General features: G+C 46.8%; 19 protein-coding genes and 1 tRNA gene. 6 read left to right on the top strand and 14 right to left on the bottom strand.

What is annotated here, in order from left to right:
• The 6 genes from VNN20_06890 to VNN20_06865 all read right to left on the bottom strand — a co-directional run bounded on the left by VNN20_06890 (position 1) and on the right by VNN20_06865 (position 4385).
• Entirely contained in the window at positions 1–432 is a 432-nt protein-coding gene (locus tag VNN20_06890; protein ID HWP91906.1) for a ferritin-like domain-containing protein, read from the bottom strand.
• 5 nt (positions 433–437) lie between these two features.
• A complete protein-coding gene (locus VNN20_06885) occupies positions 438–617 on the bottom strand; it encodes a DNA gyrase inhibitor YacG (GenBank protein HWP91905.1) in 180 nt (59 codons plus the stop codon).
• Between the two features lie 54 nt (positions 618–671).
• A complete protein-coding gene (locus tag VNN20_06880) occupies positions 672–1325 on the bottom strand; it encodes a bifunctional precorrin-2 dehydrogenase/sirohydrochlorin ferrochelatase (GenBank protein HWP91904.1) in 654 nt (217 codons plus the stop codon).
• Positions 1325–1939, bottom strand: a complete 615-nt coding sequence (locus VNN20_06875; GenBank protein HWP91903.1) for a D-sedoheptulose 7-phosphate isomerase — start codon at positions 1937–1939, stop codon at positions 1325–1327. The genes VNN20_06880 and VNN20_06875 overlap by 1 nt, the downstream gene beginning before the upstream one ends.
• 2 nt (positions 1940–1941) lie before the next feature.
• Positions 1942–3750, bottom strand: a complete 1809-nt coding sequence (mutL, locus tag VNN20_06870; protein ID HWP91902.1) for a DNA mismatch repair endonuclease MutL — start codon at positions 3748–3750, stop codon at positions 1942–1944.
• Between the two features lie 275 nt (positions 3751–4025).
• Complete coding sequence (locus VNN20_06865) at positions 4026–4385, bottom strand: GYD domain-containing protein (GenBank protein ID HWP91901.1); 360 nt, start codon at positions 4383–4385, stop codon at positions 4026–4028.
• A 174-nt stretch (positions 4386–4559) separates the two neighbouring features.
• On the opposite strand from VNN20_06865, the gene VNN20_06860 reads away from it, so the two are divergent.
• Together VNN20_06860 and VNN20_06855 are read left to right on the top strand one after the other, a co-directional pair.
• Positions 4560–6158 carry a hypothetical protein gene (locus VNN20_06860; GenBank protein ID HWP91900.1) on the top strand — a complete coding sequence of 533 codons (1599 nt, stop codon included), beginning with the start codon at positions 4560–4562 and terminating at the stop codon, positions 6156–6158.
• Between the two features lie 29 nt (positions 6159–6187).
• Complete coding sequence (locus VNN20_06855) at positions 6188–7840, top strand: diguanylate cyclase (GenBank protein ID HWP91899.1); 1653 nt, start codon at positions 6188–6190, stop codon at positions 7838–7840.
• Between the two features lie 318 nt (positions 7841–8158).
• Here the strand turns inward: VNN20_06855 and VNN20_06850 are convergent.
• Positions 8159–8233 (bottom strand) — tRNA-Val (locus VNN20_06850).
• A 66-nt stretch (positions 8234–8299) separates the two neighbouring features.
• A complete protein-coding gene (locus VNN20_06845) occupies positions 8300–8530 on the bottom strand; it encodes a DNA-binding protein (GenBank protein HWP91898.1) in 231 nt (76 codons plus the stop codon).
• A 397-nt stretch (positions 8531–8927) separates the two neighbouring features.
• On the opposite strand from VNN20_06845, the gene VNN20_06840 reads away from it, so the two are divergent.
• A complete protein-coding gene (locus VNN20_06840; protein HWP91897.1) occupies positions 8928–9095 on the top strand; it encodes a hypothetical protein in 168 nt (55 codons plus the stop codon).
• Here VNN20_06840 and mnmG read toward each other — a convergent pair.
• Positions 9074–10984: a tRNA uridine-5-carboxymethylaminomethyl(34) synthesis enzyme MnmG gene (gene mnmG, locus VNN20_06835; GenBank protein HWP91896.1), complete on the bottom strand. Its 1911-nt coding sequence runs from the start codon at positions 10982–10984 to the stop codon at positions 9074–9076. The genes VNN20_06840 and mnmG overlap by 22 nt on opposite strands.
• A gap of 182 nt (positions 10985–11166) precedes the next feature.
• On the opposite strand from mnmG, the gene VNN20_06830 reads away from it, so the two are divergent.
• The gene (locus tag VNN20_06830) at positions 11167–12681 is read left to right on the top strand and encodes a class I adenylate-forming enzyme family protein (GenBank protein HWP91895.1); all 1515 of its coding nucleotides are present in this window, start codon (positions 11167–11169) and stop codon (positions 12679–12681) included.
• 491 nt (positions 12682–13172) lie between these two features.
• On the opposite strand, the gene VNN20_06825 is transcribed toward VNN20_06830, so the two are convergent.
• Complete coding sequence (locus VNN20_06825) at positions 13173–13508, bottom strand: DUF488 domain-containing protein (GenBank protein HWP91894.1); 336 nt, start codon at positions 13506–13508, stop codon at positions 13173–13175.
• A 587-nt stretch (positions 13509–14095) separates the two neighbouring features.
• Between VNN20_06825 and trpS the strand changes: the two genes are divergently transcribed.
• On the top strand, positions 14096–15100 hold the full coding sequence (gene trpS / locus VNN20_06820) for a tryptophan--tRNA ligase (GenBank protein ID HWP91893.1): 1005 nt from the start codon (positions 14096–14098) through the stop codon (positions 15098–15100).
• Positions 15101–15260: 160 nt separating this feature from the next.
• On the opposite strand, the gene VNN20_06815 is transcribed toward trpS, so the two are convergent.
• Together VNN20_06815 and VNN20_06810 are read right to left on the bottom strand one after the other, a co-directional pair.
• Positions 15261–15785, bottom strand: coding sequence for a hypothetical protein (locus tag VNN20_06815; protein HWP91892.1), 525 nt, complete (start codon positions 15783–15785; stop codon positions 15261–15263).
• A gap of 307 nt (positions 15786–16092) precedes the next feature.
• A complete protein-coding gene (locus VNN20_06810) occupies positions 16093–16692 on the bottom strand; it encodes a hypothetical protein (GenBank protein HWP91891.1) in 600 nt (199 codons plus the stop codon).
• Positions 16693–16788: 96 nt separating this feature from the next.
• Between VNN20_06810 and VNN20_06805 the strand changes: the two genes are divergently transcribed.
• Positions 16789–18138: an aspartate aminotransferase family protein gene (locus VNN20_06805; GenBank protein ID HWP91890.1), complete on the top strand. Its 1350-nt coding sequence runs from the start codon at positions 16789–16791 to the stop codon at positions 18136–18138.
• A gap of 128 nt (positions 18139–18266) precedes the next feature.
• Here the strand turns inward: VNN20_06805 and VNN20_06800 are convergent, their stop codons facing one another.
• Both VNN20_06800 and VNN20_06795 read right to left on the bottom strand, forming a co-directional pair.
• Complete coding sequence (locus VNN20_06800; protein HWP91889.1) at positions 18267–18701, bottom strand: PIN domain-containing protein; 435 nt, start codon at positions 18699–18701, stop codon at positions 18267–18269.
• Complete coding sequence (locus VNN20_06795; GenBank protein HWP91888.1) at positions 18701–18907, bottom strand: hypothetical protein; 207 nt, start codon at positions 18905–18907, stop codon at positions 18701–18703. Before VNN20_06795 ends, VNN20_06800 begins: the two co-directional genes overlap by 1 nt.
• Positions 18908–19029: the final 122 nt, after the last annotated feature.

Here is a 19029-nt window from a genome sequence, read left to right as displayed (position 1 = left end):
TTAATGCCTCCTCTCGGATAGTTTTCTTCTCCACCATTCGCTGTGCTTTTTCTCGTCGAATATAATAAGATTGAGTACCTCGCGGTCACTTCTATTCCGGCATACCGTGAAAGCCGCTTTTAAAAAGAGTCTTTCCACCTCCTCCCCGATCTGCATAAAAAAACAGGTTCCCCTCCAACCGAGGACGGTAGCCGCTCGGCCGATGGTCTCGCCGAACCTCTCCGCTAGCTCTCCTCCTCTCTTCGGGGTCTCGATTCCTAGCTCATCAAGCCGTTTTACCGTCATCATGGTGTGCCGGCCCTCTTCCCTCATGAACTCCTCTATCTTAATCAAGCTGTCTGGTACCAGATAGAGGTTCGAGAGAGACTCGTAAACGCCGATTGTAGCCCTTTTTGATATATACACCAGCTTGAGTACGTGACTTGTGCTCATCTTCTCTAATCGTTCTTCTTCACAGTTTCTATATTCTCTTTCATCGACGACTCTTCGGGGATTCTATATTCCTCCGATGCCCAGGCTCCAAGATCGATCAATTTGCACCTTTCCGAGCAAAATGGCCTCCATTCGTTCCCCTGCCACTCTACCACCGTGCCGCATCTCGGACATTTAACCCGCATGTATTTTGAAATTATGTCTAAGGAGGGGGGATAAATCAAGTTATCGCCCGGTCTCTAACCAGGCGAAAATTCGATATCCCCAAAGCCTAATCCAGTGATCTTTTTAAGCTTTTTTTCCGCGCTCTTGAATCGCTTTTCTCTCAAGAGGAGAGGGATATCCGACATCGCCACCTCCCGGTATATACGCTCCCTTTCTCCATAGGAGAGGCTAGAACACCTTCTCCTTACCCGGCCTAAAATCTCGGTAAAGGCTTCGTATTCCTCGCCAAATATCTTCTCCAAGTCCATTCTCAACCTCCGGGAAAGCCCGGGGCTATTTCCGGAAGTAGAAATGGTAATCATAAGATCCCCTCTTCTTACCACCGATGGCACCGTGAAATCAGATAATAGGGGCGCGCTTGCCGCATTCACCAAGATGCCCAGCTTTTTCCCTTCTCGGCAAACCCGGCGATTTACCCCTTGATTATCCGTCGAAGCCACTACCAGGTGGGCACCCTTTAAATCCTGGGGACGGTAGGGCCTTTCTATATACCGGATCTCATTTTTCTTTGAAAGCTCACTGAGTTTAGGGGTAAGCTTCGGGCTTATGACGGCTACATCCGCTCCACATTCAAGAAGTCCTAATACCCTTCTCTCGGCAACCCGTCCTCCCCCAATAACTACACACTTTTTTCCCCTGAGGTTCAGATTGATGGGATAATACTTCATCACTTGGACTGGTCTTTCTTGGCGGGTTCCTTCTTTAATTCGTCTTTCTTACAAATTGCATCCTCTACCAGCTCACATATTATATGAGCAATGGTGATGTGAAGCTCCTGTATCCTTGGTGTCGACGTGGAAGGAATATTTATGCAAACGTCCACGATCTTACTTATCTTTCCGGCATCCCCGCCGGTAAAACCTATTGTTTTTAGTCCTTCTGACTTGGCATATTCAAGCGCCTTTATTATGTTTTGTGACTTAGAGCTGGTAGAGATTCCCCAGGCCACGTCCCCTCTTTTTCCAAGAGCCTCGATCTGTCTAATGAAGATATTATCGAATGAAATATCATTTCCCACCGATGTGAGAATGGATGTATCGGTGGTGAGGGCAATGGCCGGAAGGGCCTTACGCTCCTTCTGGTAACGGTTTACAAATTCCGCCGCTATGTGTTGGGCATCGGCGGCGCTTCCCCCGTTCCCAAATATAAGAACTTTCCCGCCCGATTTCAGCGTCTTATTTATAGTCTCGGTGGCCTCCTCTATCTCCTTCAAGGACTCCTTTGCGAACCTAAGCTTAAGCTCGGCGCTCTCCCTCAGTTTAGATATTATCTGTTCTTTCATACTCATGATCTCTTGAACATCTTCTCAAGCTCTTCAAAGGTAATCTCCCTGGCCACCGGTCTGCCGTGGGGACAAGAATGCGGAAATTCGGCGCGGTCTAGGTCCTCTAAAAGGGCTATCATCTTTTCCCGATTAAGCCAGTCATTGGCCCGGACAGAAGAGTGGCAGGCCATAGTCGATATTAAATGATCCACCTTATTATCCAGGCTCCTCTCCTCCTCCAGCAAGGAAAGTTCCCCGATCACATCCTTCATGATCCCTTCCACATCGGCATTTTTAAGTATCGAAGGGATTGACCTTACCACAAAAGAGCCGTTCCCAAATTCCTCCAGTTTTATCCCCAGAGACTCCAGATCTTCCTTATGTTTTGACAATACCATTTCTTCCTGGGGAGAAAGGTCAATGGTCAGCGGTATCAAGAGTTCCTGATTTTCGAGCCCCTTCCTCTTCAAATATGCATTTTTCAACCTCTCATAATTGACCCTCTCATGGGCGGCGTGCTGGTCGATTAGAATCATCCCCTCTTTTGACGCGCAAACTATATAAAGCCGTCCAAGCTGTCCTAGTATTTCCAGGCTGGAGAAAAAGCCTCTTTTGCCGAAAAGAGCCTGGGCTTCGGGCTCCATAGAATCTGCAGGTCCTTCATCAGAGAGGTTAAGCCTCTCGTTCGAGTGCAATTTCAGACTGTCCTTGCTCTCGACAATGCTGCTTCTACTCTCATGCGGGGAAGCGCCCATAGTCAATTTGGTGGAGGTGTAATCAAGGCTATCCCTACCCTCGTAAAAACTCCTTACGGCGTTCTCGACCCTTTGATGATAACCCTTTATCCAAGGTGCGTCTCGAAGCATGGACATGACCGAAGATTTAATTAAATCCCCCACCATTCTGCTCCTTCTAAACCTGACCTCGTTTTTCGTGGGATGAACGTTTATATCTATTTCATCTGCCGGCGCCTCCACAAAGAGAACCCCTTGAGGAAATTTTCCCTTGTCTATCAACCTTCCGTAAGAGTCGATCATCATACGAGAGAGGAACCTGTCTCTGACCGCCCGGCCGTTCACGTAGGTATATAACCTCTGCGCCGTAGACCGGGCATCTTGGGGACCGCCCATATACCCGAAAACCCTAATTCCATCGGATTCTGCCCTCACCTCGAAAAGCTCTGTATCCGGAAAGATTTCTGATAACCTCTCTCTCACCGTTTTTCTCGCAGGGAGCTGAATCAGCATCCTTCCCTCGTGAAGACATTCAAACCCTACATCGGTGTGGGATAAAGCCTCTCTTTGTACGATGTCAAGAATGTTGGAAAGCTCGGTCTCGTCGGATTTCATGAATTTTAGCCTGGCCGGCGTATTGTAGAAGAGATTGGCAACTTCAACAGTTGTTCCCTCCGGACAGCCTATTTCCTCGACTGACTTTAAGGTTCCGCCGTTAACCGAAATCCGGACACCGACTATTTCCCCCCTGGTTCTTGAGGTAAGCCTAAACCTGGATACGCCGGCAATGCTGGGTAGGGCCTCCCCGCGAAACCCTAGAGTTTTTATAGAAAAAAGGTCCTTTATTTCTCTTATTTTACTAGTGGCATGACGCTCGAGGGAAAGAAGAGCATCGTCTCTGGTCATCCCCTCGCCGTTGTCGGAAACGCTTATTAATCTTTTACCACCCGCTCTTACATCTAGCCTTATCAGCGTGCTTCCGGCATCGAGGGAGTTCTCGATGAGCTCTTTTACCACAGATGCCGGCCTCTCCACAATTTCCCCAGCCGCAATTTTGGACACCAGCTCGTCAGGAAGAAGTCTGATTTTACCCATCTAATAACCAGCCAGTTTACATAAAAGGACTAAGACAGTCAAAGAAAAGATAATGTCAAACCTATCTCAAACCCGTTAAGAATGGATATAATAAGAGAGCAACCAGATAAAAACGCTTAAATCTTGATTTCGGATAATACTATCCCCAGGTGATTTATACAACTAGCTTCCTCCTCGAAAAAGCGTCATACTCGAGAATAACATCAAACCATATGCCTAGATTCCAAGAGTAAAACCGAGACGATTAGCAGAGCAAAATAGATAGGTTGTTTGGGTTATCTTTTCTTCTTTGACTTCGGCTTAGCCGCTTTGGCTTTTTTTGGTTTACTCCTAGGCTTGCTTTTTTTTGCGGACTTAAGGGCAGAGATGAACCTGTCCACGGAAATCGCAGCAAGGGTCATTATCTCTACAGTCCCCCTAGAGCAAAGGTCCACCGAAACCTTCCCGATAGTTTCGTTATCAGGGGCCTCGACTATGTTCACGAAATCGTACGGACCAAGCGTGGCATATTGTTCCAAAACTTTCACCCCCATTTTTTCTAGCTCCATATCCACTTCCTTTATTCTTCCCGGTCTTTCCTTTATGGTTTTTCTCCCATCTGGTGTAAGCTTGCTTATTAGAATGTATGTGCCCATAATATCCCTCCTTAATTTGAGCTTATGTTTATCTTATAACATTTTTCCCTATCATTAATCAAGGGGTTTTGCCCATTTCTTGTGCCGGTGTACTAGATTCAGGAAGATATCGGACGCTACTATTTTAAATCTTATAATGTATAATCTAATTCAAATCCAGACGGGAGATTTGGTATGCAGCATGATAAAGTATTGAGTATTAACAGGCTAAATTTGTTCCTATCCCTCGCCGTAAACCCTGCTCTTTTTTTATTTGTCTACCTTTTTCTATCGGCTAATTTGACCTTAAGTGTGAACGCCGCCAGCAAAAAAGTAGAGTCTCCCGAGGACGTAGTTGTAGTCAAGGATTATAAGTGGCTATCGGGTGGCATGGGCCAGGCAGCGATACTGAAAGACATAACCCTGGAGAACAAAGGCAAGAAGGACTACAAAAACCTACAGGTCGAGGTAGAGCTTTTCACCACAAACGATATACCCCTAGGATCCTTGAGGTCGACGATTCACGAGACGCTACCAGCCGGAAGTGAAAACACATTCCACCGGGTTAATTTTGGCATCATGCACTCGCCGCTAGAGAAAACGGTGCTAAGAATAGTTAGCGCCGAAACGATTGAACAAGGCCCACCCGGTTCGCCAAAAGACTTAATTTTGGTCAAGGACTGGCAATGGACAGGTGGTCAATATGGTACGGAAGCTATACTCAAGGAAATCACCCTGGAGAACAAAAGCGGACAACACTATAAAGACATAAAGATAAAGGTAGATAACCTGGGAGTAGGCGGCTCCAGCAAGGTGGGTTATGAGGGTTATACCAGCAGGATAGTAATCCACGATGTGCTTCCCGCAGGCAGCACTAAAACCTTCAATAACATAAACGTAGGGTTCAAGCACCCGGACACCAAGAACAGCCATATAAGCGTCTCTGACGCCGTTGCCATATCCACTAAAGAACTGAACTACCGTCTGGCCGAAAAGGAGGGTAAGCCCGTTAAAAAACGCTACAAAAAGGTAGCCAAGAAAACTACAAAGGAAAAAAGCGAGGCTGAGGCTCCGGCATCTGGAGAAACCTCCTCTGAAAAGTCCTCTTTGAGCCTCTCAGAGAGATATCGGCAAAAGCTTGCTCAAAAGACCGAAGAACCTTCTATCCCCGAGGCGAGTGAAGTAAGGGAAAGTAAAGCGGAGAGTCCTACAAAAACGGAAGGGGCTTCGGAAGAAGAGATTGAAACCGTTACCGCCACAGAGGAAGAAGCCGAGGTGGAAGAGAATGGCGGAATTATGGGTAGCGTATCGAAGTTGGGAAAAAGAATTGTAGGAATATTCAAGGGCGATTCCGAAGAATATGTCGAGGAGGATAGGCCTTCTGCCAGAGAGGAGGAACTCGAAGAAGAGGGTGAGGTAGCTGTAACCCCGGGAGAAGCAGCCACGGTTAGAGAGGTTCCGGAAGAGGAGGAAGAAGAGGAAGTGGCCATTCCCAGGGATGATATATTGGTCAAGGCTTATACCTGGGCCGGAGGAGGGGTTCCCGGGACTGTAGGCGTGCTCGATGAAATCGTACTGGAGAATAGAAGCGGAATAACCTACACCAACATACTTCTTAGCGTAGAGTTTTTTGCCGAGTCTCCGAGAAGACCGATGGGCTCAAACAGGGTAACGGTTAACGAAGTGCTGCCGCCTTATAGCGAAAAGGTGCTTAGAAGGGTAAAAATCGGGTATTTAAACACGATTCCCGACGAGATCGATATAAAGGTCATAGACGCATCGGCGATAAGGTAAGAGGGTTCGCATCTGTATAGAGCGGCTAAATGGACAAGCAAAAGGAGAGTAAGAAACTTCTTTTTCTGAGCGATTTGTTCGATTATTCACTGAAAAATAGTTTCATGGATACTGTATCCTATCTGGGAGCAAACTCCAGACGTTTAATCTCAAACCTATCCCTCTTCGTCTCGATAGAATTAGATACCCGGAAATGTTTCATATATGCCCATAGGAAGGTTAAAGAAAACTATCTATCCCGTATCCAGGAAAGCATTAGAGAATTTGCTCTCAATAATTCGGTCGATATAAAGCCGTTCGAATACCAACTGGCCATTCATCCCAAAGAAGAGTTTATCGGTAGCGAGGGGCCCAACGAGCCTAAATTCTCGTTGACCATACCGATATTTGCTCAGGGCAAAATAAGAGCACTTATTAATTTCTCCACGAGTGGGCCGGTGAATACGGAGGAAAACGATATCCCTTATATCAATTTAATAGCCGATTTCCTTTCAGCCCTATGGGAGCGGGAAATAAGGGAATTCGAAGAAAGGAGAAATATCGAAAAACTGGCTTTTGTCGATTCTCTCACCGGAGTATTCAACCGTCATGCTTTTTACCGGTTGTTCCCCCAGGATATAGCCGAGGCGCGAAGAAATGGCAACGCCCTGAGCCTGGCCATATTTGACGTAGACGGATTCAAGCAGATAAACGATTCCTATGGTCATTCCTTTGGAGACATGATTCTGAAACAGGTATCGGCGCAGTTCAAAAAGCTGCTGAGGGAAGAGGATAAGGTCTTCCGGCTGGGGGGAGACGAGTTTGCTGCGATCATGAAAACTGACAAGAAAGAGGCTTATACAGCCCTAAAACGGATCATCCGGGAAATCTCAATTACAAGAAATGTCCGGGTCACTCTGAGCGGAGGCATTGTAGAGATTAACCCCTACAAAACCCCGGGAGCAGATGAGGTTTTAAGGCAAGCGGACAGGGCGCTATACCTGGCAAAGGAGAGAGGGAAGAACCAGATATTCTTTCATCAGGATGAAAACACCCAAACTGAAGCTGACCAATTGCCCTTTGACGAAGAGATCAAACGTCTTGCCCAAGATATAAATATTCGGTTAAAGGAATTTGCCACAGAGCAACTGGCCTCTTTCTACTCGTCCTTGAGTAAAGACGACCAGTTGCTTTACCAAAAGCCGGCCGGCGTTTCTAACTATGCACTTAGTCTAGGTAGAGAACTGAACCTGCCAGAGAGCCGTCTCCAAAACCTTAGGCTTGGTGCGATACTCTACGATATCGGCATGATAGCGGTTCCCAGAAAGATCGTGCTCAAAAGCTCCCGCCTCACTCCCGATGAGTACGAGTTGGTCAAGCATCATACTATCATCGGTGGACGGATGATTCAGCAATTCGCCGTTTTACGTGAAGTTCTGTCCATAGTGCTCTACCACCACGAGTGGGTCAACGGACAGGGTTATCCCTTTGGCCTGGCCGGCGAATACATACCCCTGGAGGCTAGGATAATTGCCGTAGCCGACGCCTTTTATGCGATGCACAGCCACCGCCCATACCGTTCTGCCCTTAGAACCGAGGAATCCATTTCCGAACTGATCAGGGGAAGAGGAATAAAATACGACCCTCAGGTGGTTGAGGCCTTTCTTTCCTTGGTCGACAAGAGGATAATCACCGCTCGGTAATTTTCAATCGCTTTATCGAAAATTCTATTCGAGGCAGTTCAAAAAATAACTATTTCTGTGATGTGGATATATCAACCCTATATTAGTGTAAGGAACGCATACCTGTCCCCGCACGTCGATGGATATGCGTTCCCCCTACTGTTGGAGCAATGACAAATTAATTAGTAGTAAGTAACCAGTTATCGGCAAATAAGGCCCATATAGAACTATGCTTTCCACGCTGTGAAACGGTATTTTCCACCAAATCGCTCGACAGCTCGATACCAGCGATTAGCCGGATTTCTAGGTCTGATTAAACCAATCAGCATTTACCTAAAATGGTGGGCGGTACTGGATTTGAACCAGTGACTTCCACCGTGTGAGGATGGCACTCTTCCGCTGAGTTAACCGCCCTGATATTAATTTTATATGAAAGGAAAAAATAAAAGCCCTTCCACTTCCCCATCCCAGGGATGAATCTTAAAATTCCTCTTCGACTGTGATCAGCTTCTCAGCCTCTTGTATAATTTCTCCCAATCTCTCCTTGAAAAGCCTAATTCCACCAAGTGGAATTACTATGCAGGACCTTCCACCGCTTAGTTCGGTGATTCTTAGGTACTTCCCCTTGTGGTTTTCCTTCACATCGAAAAAAAACCTCTTGGACTCGATGTCGACGTGCTTGCTTACATGCTCTTTCTCTAGTTTTTCCATGTTTTGTTTCTACCTCCGCCTCTTTCCTTCTTCTTGGGGATTTATCCTTTTGGGTAGGAAATAATAACCCTATGCCCGAAAAAAATCAAGACACGCAATCGACTTCAAGCCCCCCCGATTCCCCGCGCCAAGAGCGGTCTATAATCCTGTTTCTACTTCGTATACACTGCGAAGAAAATAGGTTATTATATGATGGAAAGTAATTCAACCTTGAGAGGAAAAAACTTGTTTTTCAGGAACTAGGTCTTATAATTTTACGAAAGCTAGAGCGTAACCAATATTTTTGTTTCGTGCTAAGCTAATCTGGTGCTAATACTAATTTTAACTATTCTCGTGACGCACTAACAAATTCGACTTCATTCTGATATTCTCAAGTAAGGTACGGAGGAAATGAATAATGGCTAAGAAGGGTCGTAAAAAAATAAAGGACCTTGTGGACATGCTTGAGGACCCGGAAAATTCGGGCTACGTCGGCGGAGACTATGAAGATATTATGGAACAGCTTGAAAGGGAATTGGCTGATGCCGAGGAGGACGAATCGAATCAGGAACCCGAGGAAGAATAAACATCCCTATTTTGCATCTCTCTTCGTTTAAGATAAACCATTAATACAGAAATTGCAGCAGGCGTGATACCGGATATCCTGCTTGCCTGCCCCAGAGAGCTTGGGCGGATTCGTGTCAGCTTTTGGACGATTTCCCGGGAGAGGCCGGGGATGCTTTCATAGCTGAAATTATCCGGTATTCTCGTGTTTTCAAGCTGTCTAAACTTACCTACCTGTTCCATCTGCTTTTGAATATACCCCTCATATTTAACCTCCATTTCCACTTGCAAGGAAATATCGGAATCAATCAAAGCATGAGAAGATTGGTCGATTGCACTGAGTTCCCGGTAGGTGATCTCCGGCCTTCTTAGGATCTCTGCCAAAGTTTGCGGTTTCTTCAACGGAGAAGAACCCAACTGTATTAACATTTCGTTGAAGTGAGCATTAGGAAGAACCTTGGTATGCTGCAATCTATCCAGTTCCTCTTTAATTCTTTTCCTTTTATCGAGAAATCTCTCAAAATCATCCTCTCTTACCAACCCAATATTGAAACCTTTCTCCCTAAGCCTTAGGTCTGCGTTATCCTCTCTCAAGATGAGACGATACTCCGCTCGCGAGGTGAACATCCGGTAGGGCTCGTCTACACCCTTTGTTACCAGGTCATCAATGAGTATTCCGATATAGGCCTCCGAACGGTCTAGTATGAAAGGGGCCTCTCCCCTCAGGCGAAGGGCAGCGTTTATCCCGGCAATGAGACCCTGAGAAGCCGCTTCTTCGTATCCAGTAGTACCGTTTATCTGCCCGGCAAAAAAAAGATTCTCGACGATCTTCGTTTCTAGCGTGGGCTTTAGCTGAGTAGGGTCGGAGAAATCATACTCAACCGCATATCCCGGCCTCATAATCTCCACATCCTCTAAACCTTTAATCGTTCTTATGAATTCGTATTGAACATCGAGCGGAAGGCTGGTGGAGATCCCGTTAGGATAAATCTCGTAGGTGCCGATACCTTCCGGTTCGAGGAATATTTGATGCCTTTCCTTATCCGGAAACTTAACCACTTTGTCCTCGATAGAAGGACAATACCTAGGACCAACCCCTTTGATCACCCCGGAGTAGAGAGGCGACTTATGAAGATTATTTTTGATAACCTGGTGGCTTCTCTGGTTAGTGTAGGTTATATAGCATGGAAGCTGTTCCCTTTCAATCCTATAATTGGAGAAGGAAAAGGGCTTGGGAGTGGGGTCGCCGGGCTGCAATTCTAGAATATCCCATCTTATGGTCCGTCCGTCCAACCTGGGAGGAGTACCGGTCTTGAGCCTACCAATCTTAAAACCTAGGCTGTCAAACGAATCTGAGATCCCCAATGCCGGCGCCTCCCCGGCACGCCCTGCCGAAATCTGAGTAAGCCCTATATGGATCAAACCGTTTGGAAAAGTACCCGGAGTGACTATCACCGCCTCTGCAAAAAAATGCTCTCCCAGGTTCGTTTTCACGCCTGCCACCTTACCCCCCTCAACCAGGAATCCTTCCACCATTCTCTGTTTTATGTCGATGTTCTTCTCTGCCTCGAGAACTCTCCTCATGTATGTCTTGTAAGCCTGCCTGTCTGCCTGAACCCTGGTTGCCTGAACCGCTGCTCCCTTTCTTGTGTTAAGTCTTCTGAATTGAATGGCAGTGGCGTCTGCTGCTTTTCCCATCTCGCCGCCTAAAGCATCTATCTCCTTCACCAGATGCCCCTTTCCCACCCCGCCAATAGAAGGATTACAGGACATAAGCCCGATCGTGTCAATATTAGCGGTGAGGACGAGTGTCTTACAGCCCATCCTGGCCGAAGCGAGCGCTGCCTCGCATCCGGCGTGTCCCGCTCCGATTACGATCACCTGATGTTTTTTCAGATAAGTGATAGCCATAGTTTTCACCAAACCCCTAAAATTAGCTGAGAGAATTCTAAATACTCCACAATAAACCGTCAAATTGATCGGCCTTCTCCTGCTCGGAGAAATCGGCCCTAAAAACTGCTTCATTGCCCTTGACTTATCCGTCTTAGAATGTTTAGTATGTTCATCCAGAAAAACTATGGGAGACCCTCTTGATGAATTCCCCAGCAATCAGCCAACTTTTGGAATCTGCATTGAGACAGGACCCCAGCCGGGTGGCCATAATCCTTGGTGATAAATCTTACAGCTACAAAGACCTCGATACCGCTGCCAATATAATCGCCTCCCATTTTAAAGGTGCTGACCTGGGAGGCGAGCGGGTGGCATTCATGCTCCCAAACGGATTTGAGATACTGACTACTTATCTGGCTTGTTTCAAGTCGGGAGCTATAGCCATGCCGTTAAACCGCCGTTATGCACAGCCGGAATTACATCGCGTCCTTGCAAACGCACTGCCTAAATGGCTCATAATCGAGTCTGACAGATTGGCGCTATTAAACAACCTTGATTTAAAGGAGACTGGTATTGAAAAGATATTTGTAGTGGGGCAGCAAAGTAACACTGATTTCACTGATTTTAATACATTGCTGGAAGGACCGGAGCACTTTACACCGCCTGATTTTGCCCCACAACAACCTGCCGTCATCTTCTACACCTCTGGTTCCACCGGAGAGCCTAAAGGCGTGGTTCATACCCATCGATCTGTTAAAGGCATTCTGGAGTCAACCGCAAGCGCCTTAGATGGCGTCACCAGAAAAGACATCATTCTCGTATGCGACCCCCAGTGCCACATTAGCGGTCTCATGGAAACACTCACCGTTCTTCTGAATGGCGGAATGGCCGTCTTGCATGACGGCTTTGACCTCGACGCCTACTTGACCAGCCTAGAAGAGAAAAAGCCCACACTGATCATCACTCATATAGATATTTTCTTGAAGCTGCTCGATTCAGGCCGATGTACCCGGAACACGTTCTCATCCCTCCGGGGGCTTTATACCGGGGGGGATGATTTGCCCGGGTCCCTGCAAAAAAGGTTTTTCGAGCTAACCGGAAAACCCATCCAACTGGGCTACGGCATGACCGAGGCAATTTGGCTAACCATTTGCCGGAGGGCGGAATGGAAACGCCCGGGCTGCATCGGGAAACCGGTTTCCGGCGTCGAACTGCGCATAGTGGACGGCATCGGCAACGACCAGCCAGTTGGAGAGGTAGGTGAAATCTGGGTCAAAGGCGATATGGTAATGTCGCACTATTGGAATAATGAGCAGGCGACAAAAGAGGCCTTTGTCGACGGCTGGTTCAGGACTGGTGATTGCGCCAGCCGGGATGAATCCGGGGCTTATTGGTTCTCCGGCCGTATCAAAAATATAATCATACGAAACACGTCCAACATTATGCCCGGAGAGGTAGAAGAGGCGCTTTATAAACACCCGGACGTGGCGGAAGCCGCTGTCATAGGCGTTCCCGATCCTAAAGAAGGTCATGTCCCAGTTGCATTTGTGGTAACTAAATCGGGAGCAACCCTGACTGAACAGGCATTGAGGGATTTTGCCCTGAAGCAAATAGCCGCTTACAAAACCCCCGCTCGTATTTATTTCATCGAGCGTATGCCGCTCACACCCAGCGGAAAGATCGACCACAAAAAATTGTATGATTATCTGCCTCATTGAGAACGCCGCCATAATCATTTTCGAGGATAATGGACAATGTGAAGAATGGGCAATGCTCAGAGATGATTGTCCCATTGGTGACCGAGCTAGAAGAAAGCTCCAGCACCGTTCTTATAATCGCGACCTAAGGTTTTGACTCACTATACCTAGGGTCTTAAATCGGTATCCTATCAGCCCCGGCCTATAACTGTCATTTCCGGAAGCGAGAAGACATAGCAATTTGTCATTCCCACGGAAGTGGGAATCCAGTTTTTAATTATGGATCCCCGATTAAGCTTATCCCCGCATGCCTTTAGCGGGGAACGTTCGAGGATGACATGCGGAGATGATATCCGATTAATCCCCAGGTTAATAATTTATGAACACAGCAATCCGGCCAGCAAAAGAGGCTCTCCACAAACTTGTGCTTATCCAATTTCCTATCGTCGTAAATATGAATAACTTCCCAACCCAGCCCGGTAAGGACATTAGTAATAAAATTGCGGTGGCGCTTAAACCACAAAAGCTCGGCGCACATCACCGCCGTTCTCTTTTGTTTTGCAATCTCGATTAATTTCTCCAAATAAACCCAGAATTCCTCCGTTTCCGTATATTCCACGTACCCTGAACCCTCCCAGATTCTCAATCCAGACGTATTCAATCCCGCTTTCCGGGAGTTCGGTTTCCAGCACCTCTTTCTTGAACTGAGGATTGTGCCCGGAGGTAGGAAACAGCCTGACGTCCACCAAGGCCTCAATATCGTAGTATTTTAGAATTTTAATCAAATTTTCGAGGCTTCGGTTTGAGTGGCCGATGGTGTGGATTTGATTTTTATTTATTTGTTTCATGGGAGGCCGCATTCCACGAAGCGGAGAATTAACCAGGAATTCTTAAAGGTTATTGGTATTTGATTACACTCTGTGTCTTTATCATAAGATGCGTATGTCTATCTCTAAATTAAGTTTAGACCATGTCTTATCTGCAGTCAGTATCGGTAATCCAAGCTTTAACCCCAAGCCGAGACACGCTCTATCCCCAAGAGAGAGCCCAAGAGACTTACCAACAGAGTAAAGTTCTGCGCAAATTTTAGCCTCGTCCTCTTCAAAAGAATGGATCACTAATCCTAGGGCCTTTATGTTGGAAATGGCATATTGTAATTTGTGTCAATTTTTATATCATTTCTTGTGTCAAAACCCTGTGGACTTCGTCCTATTTTAAACAAAAACGTGGATTAATCCCCCCGGTTTAACCGCAGGAAAGACATGACCGTTAGAAAATGAAGGTTTACGTTTGAATTCTTGTAGAGACGCAACATTTTGCGTCTCTACACAGTAATGCCCGGAGTCTTTAATTCTGCCATCAACGCAAGTATAATCCATAATCGTCGCTATTTAGTTCCGCTTACTTACTTGAAGCCAGGAGGAATACTGAATAAATGTCAACCGCTAAGCCGATACTGGTAACCGGAGACCGACCTACGGGGCGACTGCATCTGGGACACCTGGTTGGCTCTCTATACAACCGAATAAAATTCCAGCATGACTACCAATGCTTTTTCCTGGTCGCTGACCTGCACATGCTCACCACTCATTATGACAAAATTGAGGAGGTGGAGAAGAACGTATTAGAGATGGTAATCGACTGGCTAAGCGTGGGCATGGACCCCACCCGTTCCACCTTCTACATCCAGTCACAGGTACCCGCCATTACCGAACTATATGCCATACTGGCGATGCTTTGCCCGGTGCCCAGGGCGGAGAGAATACCAACCCTGAAAGAGAAGATTCAGGACATGGGGATCGGAGAGAACTATTCTGTCGGCCTTCTCGGATACCCTATTTTGATGGCGGCCGATATTCTCATATTCAAGGCGACGAAAGTGCCGGTCGGAGAGGATCAGTTAAGCCACCTGGAGCTTACCCGCGAACTGGCCCGGCGTTTTAATTATTTATACGGCCAGTTCTTTCCCGAACCCGAAGCGGTCGTGAGCGAGACCTCCCGGTTGGTCGGGACCGACGGTAATCGGAAGATGAGCAAAAGCCTGGACAACTGTATCTATCTTTCCGATGACCCCAAGACCGTGGAAAAGCGCGTGCGCAGTATGTACACGGACCCCAATAGAATAAGGGCGGATATACCCGGAACTGTGGAGGGAAATCCGGTCTTCATCTACCACGATGCCTTCAACAAGAATAAAGAAGAGGTGGAAGACCTGAAAACGCGCTACCGTTCCGGAAAGGTCGGCGACGTGGAAGTAAAGCAAAAGTTGAGTAGAGCAATCAACGAACTTCTCGACCCGATTCGAGAAAAGAGGAATTACTACGAAAAACGGATTGATGAGGTCAGGGATATTCTTCGCCAGGGGACGGCTAGAGCCAGAGCGATCGGCGGGGAGAATATGGAGGAAATCATCAGTCATATGGGTTTGTTCAGGCCTTAGACCGACCTGGTTAGAATTATTCCAGCTTCGTAAGCAGCGACATACACAGGTAATAAGCAACATTCACCAAATGGCAAAGGATAAAAATCCATCTGGTACTGGTAAGCCGCTCCAGGTCCAGGAACGGCGAAGAGGCGATGAGAGTCGCTGGGCGGGCATCTTATCCTTCCGATTGACTTTGATAGAACTCTTTATTCCAGAAACCTAAGACCAGGTTGCCGCTGTCGGTTGTTTCCAAGACCAATACGCTATCTCCAGTATGCCACTCAAGAGAATTTTCATCGACCAGGCCGCTTTGTACCGGTTCCCCATATTTCTTGCAGAGCCTGCTGTAGATCGCGTCCAGTTTTCTTCTGGATAAACGGGGAAGATAAAAATCAGCTCCCAAAAGGCTACCGCTCTTTTCCTTGAGGAAATAAAAGCTCACGATAAAATCTTCATTAAATTTATGCCTGTAGTTGATGCAGTCAAGCTTACCTTGCTCCTCCAGGTCAAGAAATTCCATTTCCGGTAATTTTCCATCCATCTGATGACGAGAACTATTCCAGCTTAACTTGCTGAGGAGGTCAAAAACACCTTCGTCTATCTTTTCTTCTTTCTCTTTATCTTCTTTATCTTTTCTATCCAGCCAGAACAGAAGCGCCGTGCAGATTACGAAAGCAAGGATGATTAGAATGGTGGTCATCTAGTATCCAATTAAACCTTGATTTCCCCTTAAAATAATCCGGCTTTAGCGCACTCGAGCCGTTAGCCAGCAGAGTCGAAGGGCGAATTCCTTAAATTAATACTTCGACAAGCTCAGTATGAGCGGATTAGCATCCGCTAAAAAAGAGAGATAAAAATCCGTTCATTCTGAGCCCAGTCGAAGAACGAACACCTCAAAAAATCATCCTTCGACCCGGCTCAGGATGTATGATCTTGCTATGACAACATTCAGAGCTTGTTTGCCATGCATGGGTTATATCCACTATTCAGTCTAAATTTGGCAAAAATCATCTTCTGGCTTGAGGTCTTCCGCTCAGGTTCTCTCTAATCCTCTCCAGTAGAAGCGATTCTATATACCCGCTTGATTTCACCGCATCGGTAAAGCCGATCGAAGTAAAATAAGGCCTGATCTCGTAATCTATATCCACCTTGACCTTCGATTCGGAAAGCCCGCCTAGCCTGACTATCATGCTCTCCTGGGTAAAGACCGGACGACCGAGATTAAAGCCCGGGTTATAATCGGAAACTTTAAGAAGATAATCGTCTATGTTGGATTGAGCCGTCTCCTGGCTCGGCGGCCAGTTATATATCCTTAATAGCTTACCCGAGTTTCTGTAGACATAAGCCTCCTTCAATCTTATCGTCCCCTCCAACTCGTCGGTGAAGGCAGGGGCCCACTTCATCCATTTAAGTCCGTCAAGCGTTGCCGACCAAACGTCGTTAAAAGAGGCATTAAACACGTTGCCTGCTACTGGCTCTACCGTCTTCGGCTTGGGCGGGTGGTGGGTTTCAGGCGCCCGGTAAGGTCTTACCTCTCTGGAAGGCGGGAAAACGGTGGAACAGCTAATAATAAAGATTACCGGTATCAAAAGAACTAATCTCTTCATAGCATTATCATCTTTAGCCCAGTTATACTGTTTAGAATATAACATATTTATCTAGAGATGTATGAAACTCCGGATGGCGTGTGTCTGAGGGCTTAGATGATAGAGGATACCTACATAAAGCAAAGACCAAAGTCAAAAGCCCTTTACGAAAGGGCGGCAAATGTCTTCCCCAGCGGGGTGACCCATGACATCCGTTATATACTTCCATTCCCGAACTACATAGCCGAGACGAAAGGGTCGAGGAAATGGGACGTGGATGGGAACGAATATGTGGATTTTGCCATGGGCCACGGTGCATTGCTCCTGGGGCACGGGAGAGAAGAGATAGTCAGCGCCGTAAGGGAGCTAATGGGCAAAGGAACCCACTACGGCGGGTCGAGCGAGCTTGAAGTGAAATGGGGAGAGATAGTAAAAAACCTTATTCCGTCGGCAGAAAGGGTAAAATTCACCGGTTCCGGGACCGAAGCTACCCTGCTTGCCCTACGGCTGGCCAGGGCCTTCACCGGAAAGAGCAAGATAATTAAGTTCTTAGGACACTTTCACGGATGGCATGATTACCTCATAAGGGCGGAAAGGCCGCCATGGGAACAAGCCCCCGCCGGTGTTCCCTTTGGGGTCTTAAAAACCGTGGTAGCGCTCCCCTGCGACTCATCGTTAGTCGAAGGTATCTTAGCATCCGACGAGGATATAGCCGGAATAATAATAGAGCCTTCGGGCGGCTCCTGGGGAAAGGTACCGGTTCCGGACGGGTTTCTCCATCAATTAAAAGAACTGACCGATAGGCACGGTGTCGTACTTATTTTTGATGAGGTGGTAACCGGATTCAGATGGTCTCCGGGCGGCGCTCAACAAGCATATGGAATAACACCGGACTTGACGACTCTTGCCAAAATCCTTGCCGGCGGGTTTCCGGGCGGAGCAGTCGCCGGGAGGAGCGAGGTAATGGATTTACTCAAGTTTAGCGGTGATGATGAGAAAGACCACAGAAGGAAGATTAGGCATCAGGGCACGTTCAATGCAAACCCGGTTTCGGCTGCTGCCGGGATCACCTGTCTTCAGATTGTCTCAACCGGCCAGCCTCAGAAAGAGGCGGCCAACAAAGCGGCCGAGATTAGAAAAGCCCTGAACGAAATAATAAGGTCGTATGAAGTAGAAGGATGTGTGTATGGCGATAGCTCGGTTTTCCATATTACCATGGGTGTGAGACCAAAGGATTTTACTGGTGGAGATATAAAAAATCCTAAGCTCCCTCCCGAAATCCTCAAAAATGGAATGGAAAAGAATCTGGCCAAACTCTTTCAGTTGTCCATGCTGGTTGAAGGAATAGATTTCTTCCACCTGGGCGGTCTGGTCAGCTCCGTCCACACCGATGAGGATGTGGAGAAGACGGTCAGGGCTTTTGAGAACACAATTAAAAGGTTAAGGAAAGAAGGAATGTTGAAATAGAAGATTTGCAATGAAGAAATTTCTAATTCGCCGACAAAAAAGATATCTTTCAGATGTACTTTTGCACTTTTTAGGGGTTATGGGTCGTTCGTCTTAGTCTGGCAAATGACACACTTTGATAAATCTTTTTAACCCTTAGGGGCTTCCAATTTGACCCCTTTCCCCATTCTGCCAAGCATATCCTTCCACCTCTTCATATCCCTTAGGTTTTCTGTCACTAAAACCGCTCCTACATTGGCCGCTGTTATAGCAATGAGAATATCTAGAATATGATCTCTCGGTCTTACTTTGCCGTATCGCATCGTATAGAGTGCTATGCATCTTCCTGCTAATATCCAATCCTCTACCGTCGTTTCTACAATATTTTTTCCCAGGGCTTGACGCAAGGATTCCAAGTCCTTTCGGTCTTCTTTTGTAGTTGCGCCGGCGTAAAGCTCTCCAATAACTGGCCCGGGGAAAAATAGAGTTTTTTTAGACAGGTTTTTGAAGAGAAAATCTTCATATTTCCCAAAACGCAGGTAGGAAATTAATATAGAAGAGTCAACAACCCACAACTTCGTCATCAGGCATCAAGGTTCTTACCCCAGGTTGCCCTCTCCCTCAAACGCTTTAAGGCGGTTATAGCTTCTTCCGAATCGAGCGTTCTATCAATCGCCAAACGAACCGCTTCGGATTCCGATTTAGCTCTGAGAACCTTCTGGAGACGTTTCAGCTTTTCTCCGCTGATGATAAGGTTCTTCCTCTCCAAACGCAAGCTTTTCTTTCTCATAGCTCGGATATTTCAAATATGTGTAAGTTTGATATTAATATTACACACACAATAAAATTCGGCAAGTTTAAATGTATGAGGTGGAAAACCCGGTTAAGACTTCTGAGAGCCTAATCCAGAGG

The organism is Thermodesulfobacteriota bacterium (genome assembly GCA_035559815.1).
GTDB lineage: Bacteria > Desulfobacterota_D > UBA1144 > Nemesobacterales > CSP1-2 > DATMAT01.
Note: the sequence above shows the minus strand (reverse complement) of the source record. Positions and strands in the feature narration are given on the sequence as shown.

Excerpts from the sequence above, each read along its gene's own strand:
- VNN20_06890 (HWP91906.1), bottom strand. The coding sequence starts at position 432 with ATGAGCACAAGTCACGTACTCAAGCTGGTGTATATATCAAAAAGGGCT.
- VNN20_06885 (HWP91905.1), bottom strand. The coding sequence starts at position 617 with ATGCGGGTTAAATGTCCGAGATGCGGCACGGTGGTAGAGTGGCAGGGG.
- VNN20_06880 (HWP91904.1), bottom strand. The coding sequence starts at position 1,325 with ATGAAGTATTATCCCATCAATCTGAACCTCAGGGGAAAAAAGTGTGTA.
- VNN20_06875 (HWP91903.1), bottom strand. The coding sequence starts at position 1,939 with ATGAAAGAACAGATAATATCTAAACTGAGGGAGAGCGCCGAGCTTAAG.
- mutL (HWP91902.1), bottom strand. The coding sequence starts at position 3,750 with ATGGGTAAAATCAGACTTCTTCCTGACGAGCTGGTGTCCAAAATTGCG.
- VNN20_06865 (HWP91901.1), bottom strand. The coding sequence starts at position 4,385 with ATGGGCACATACATTCTAATAAGCAAGCTTACACCAGATGGGAGAAAA.
- VNN20_06860 (HWP91900.1), top strand. The coding sequence starts at position 4,560 with ATGCAGCATGATAAAGTATTGAGTATTAACAGGCTAAATTTGTTCCTA.
- VNN20_06855 (HWP91899.1), top strand. The coding sequence starts at position 6,188 with ATGGACAAGCAAAAGGAGAGTAAGAAACTTCTTTTTCTGAGCGATTTG.
- VNN20_06845 (HWP91898.1), bottom strand. The coding sequence starts at position 8,530 with ATGGAAAAACTAGAGAAAGAGCATGTAAGCAAGCACGTCGACATCGAG.
- VNN20_06840 (HWP91897.1), top strand. The coding sequence starts at position 8,928 with ATGGCTAAGAAGGGTCGTAAAAAAATAAAGGACCTTGTGGACATGCTT.
- mnmG (HWP91896.1), bottom strand. The coding sequence starts at position 10,984 with ATGGCTATCACTTATCTGAAAAAACATCAGGTGATCGTAATCGGAGCG.
- VNN20_06830 (HWP91895.1), top strand. The coding sequence starts at position 11,167 with ATGAATTCCCCAGCAATCAGCCAACTTTTGGAATCTGCATTGAGACAG.
- VNN20_06825 (HWP91894.1), bottom strand. The coding sequence starts at position 13,508 with ATGAAACAAATAAATAAAAATCAAATCCACACCATCGGCCACTCAAAC.
- trpS (HWP91893.1), top strand. The coding sequence starts at position 14,096 with ATGTCAACCGCTAAGCCGATACTGGTAACCGGAGACCGACCTACGGGG.
- VNN20_06815 (HWP91892.1), bottom strand. The coding sequence starts at position 15,785 with ATGACCACCATTCTAATCATCCTTGCTTTCGTAATCTGCACGGCGCTT.
- VNN20_06810 (HWP91891.1), bottom strand. The coding sequence starts at position 16,692 with ATGAAGAGATTAGTTCTTTTGATACCGGTAATCTTTATTATTAGCTGT.
- VNN20_06805 (HWP91890.1), top strand. The coding sequence starts at position 16,789 with ATGATAGAGGATACCTACATAAAGCAAAGACCAAAGTCAAAAGCCCTT.
- VNN20_06800 (HWP91889.1), bottom strand. The coding sequence starts at position 18,701 with ATGACGAAGTTGTGGGTTGTTGACTCTTCTATATTAATTTCCTACCTG.
- VNN20_06795 (HWP91888.1), bottom strand. The coding sequence starts at position 18,907 with ATGAGAAAGAAAAGCTTGCGTTTGGAGAGGAAGAACCTTATCATCAGC.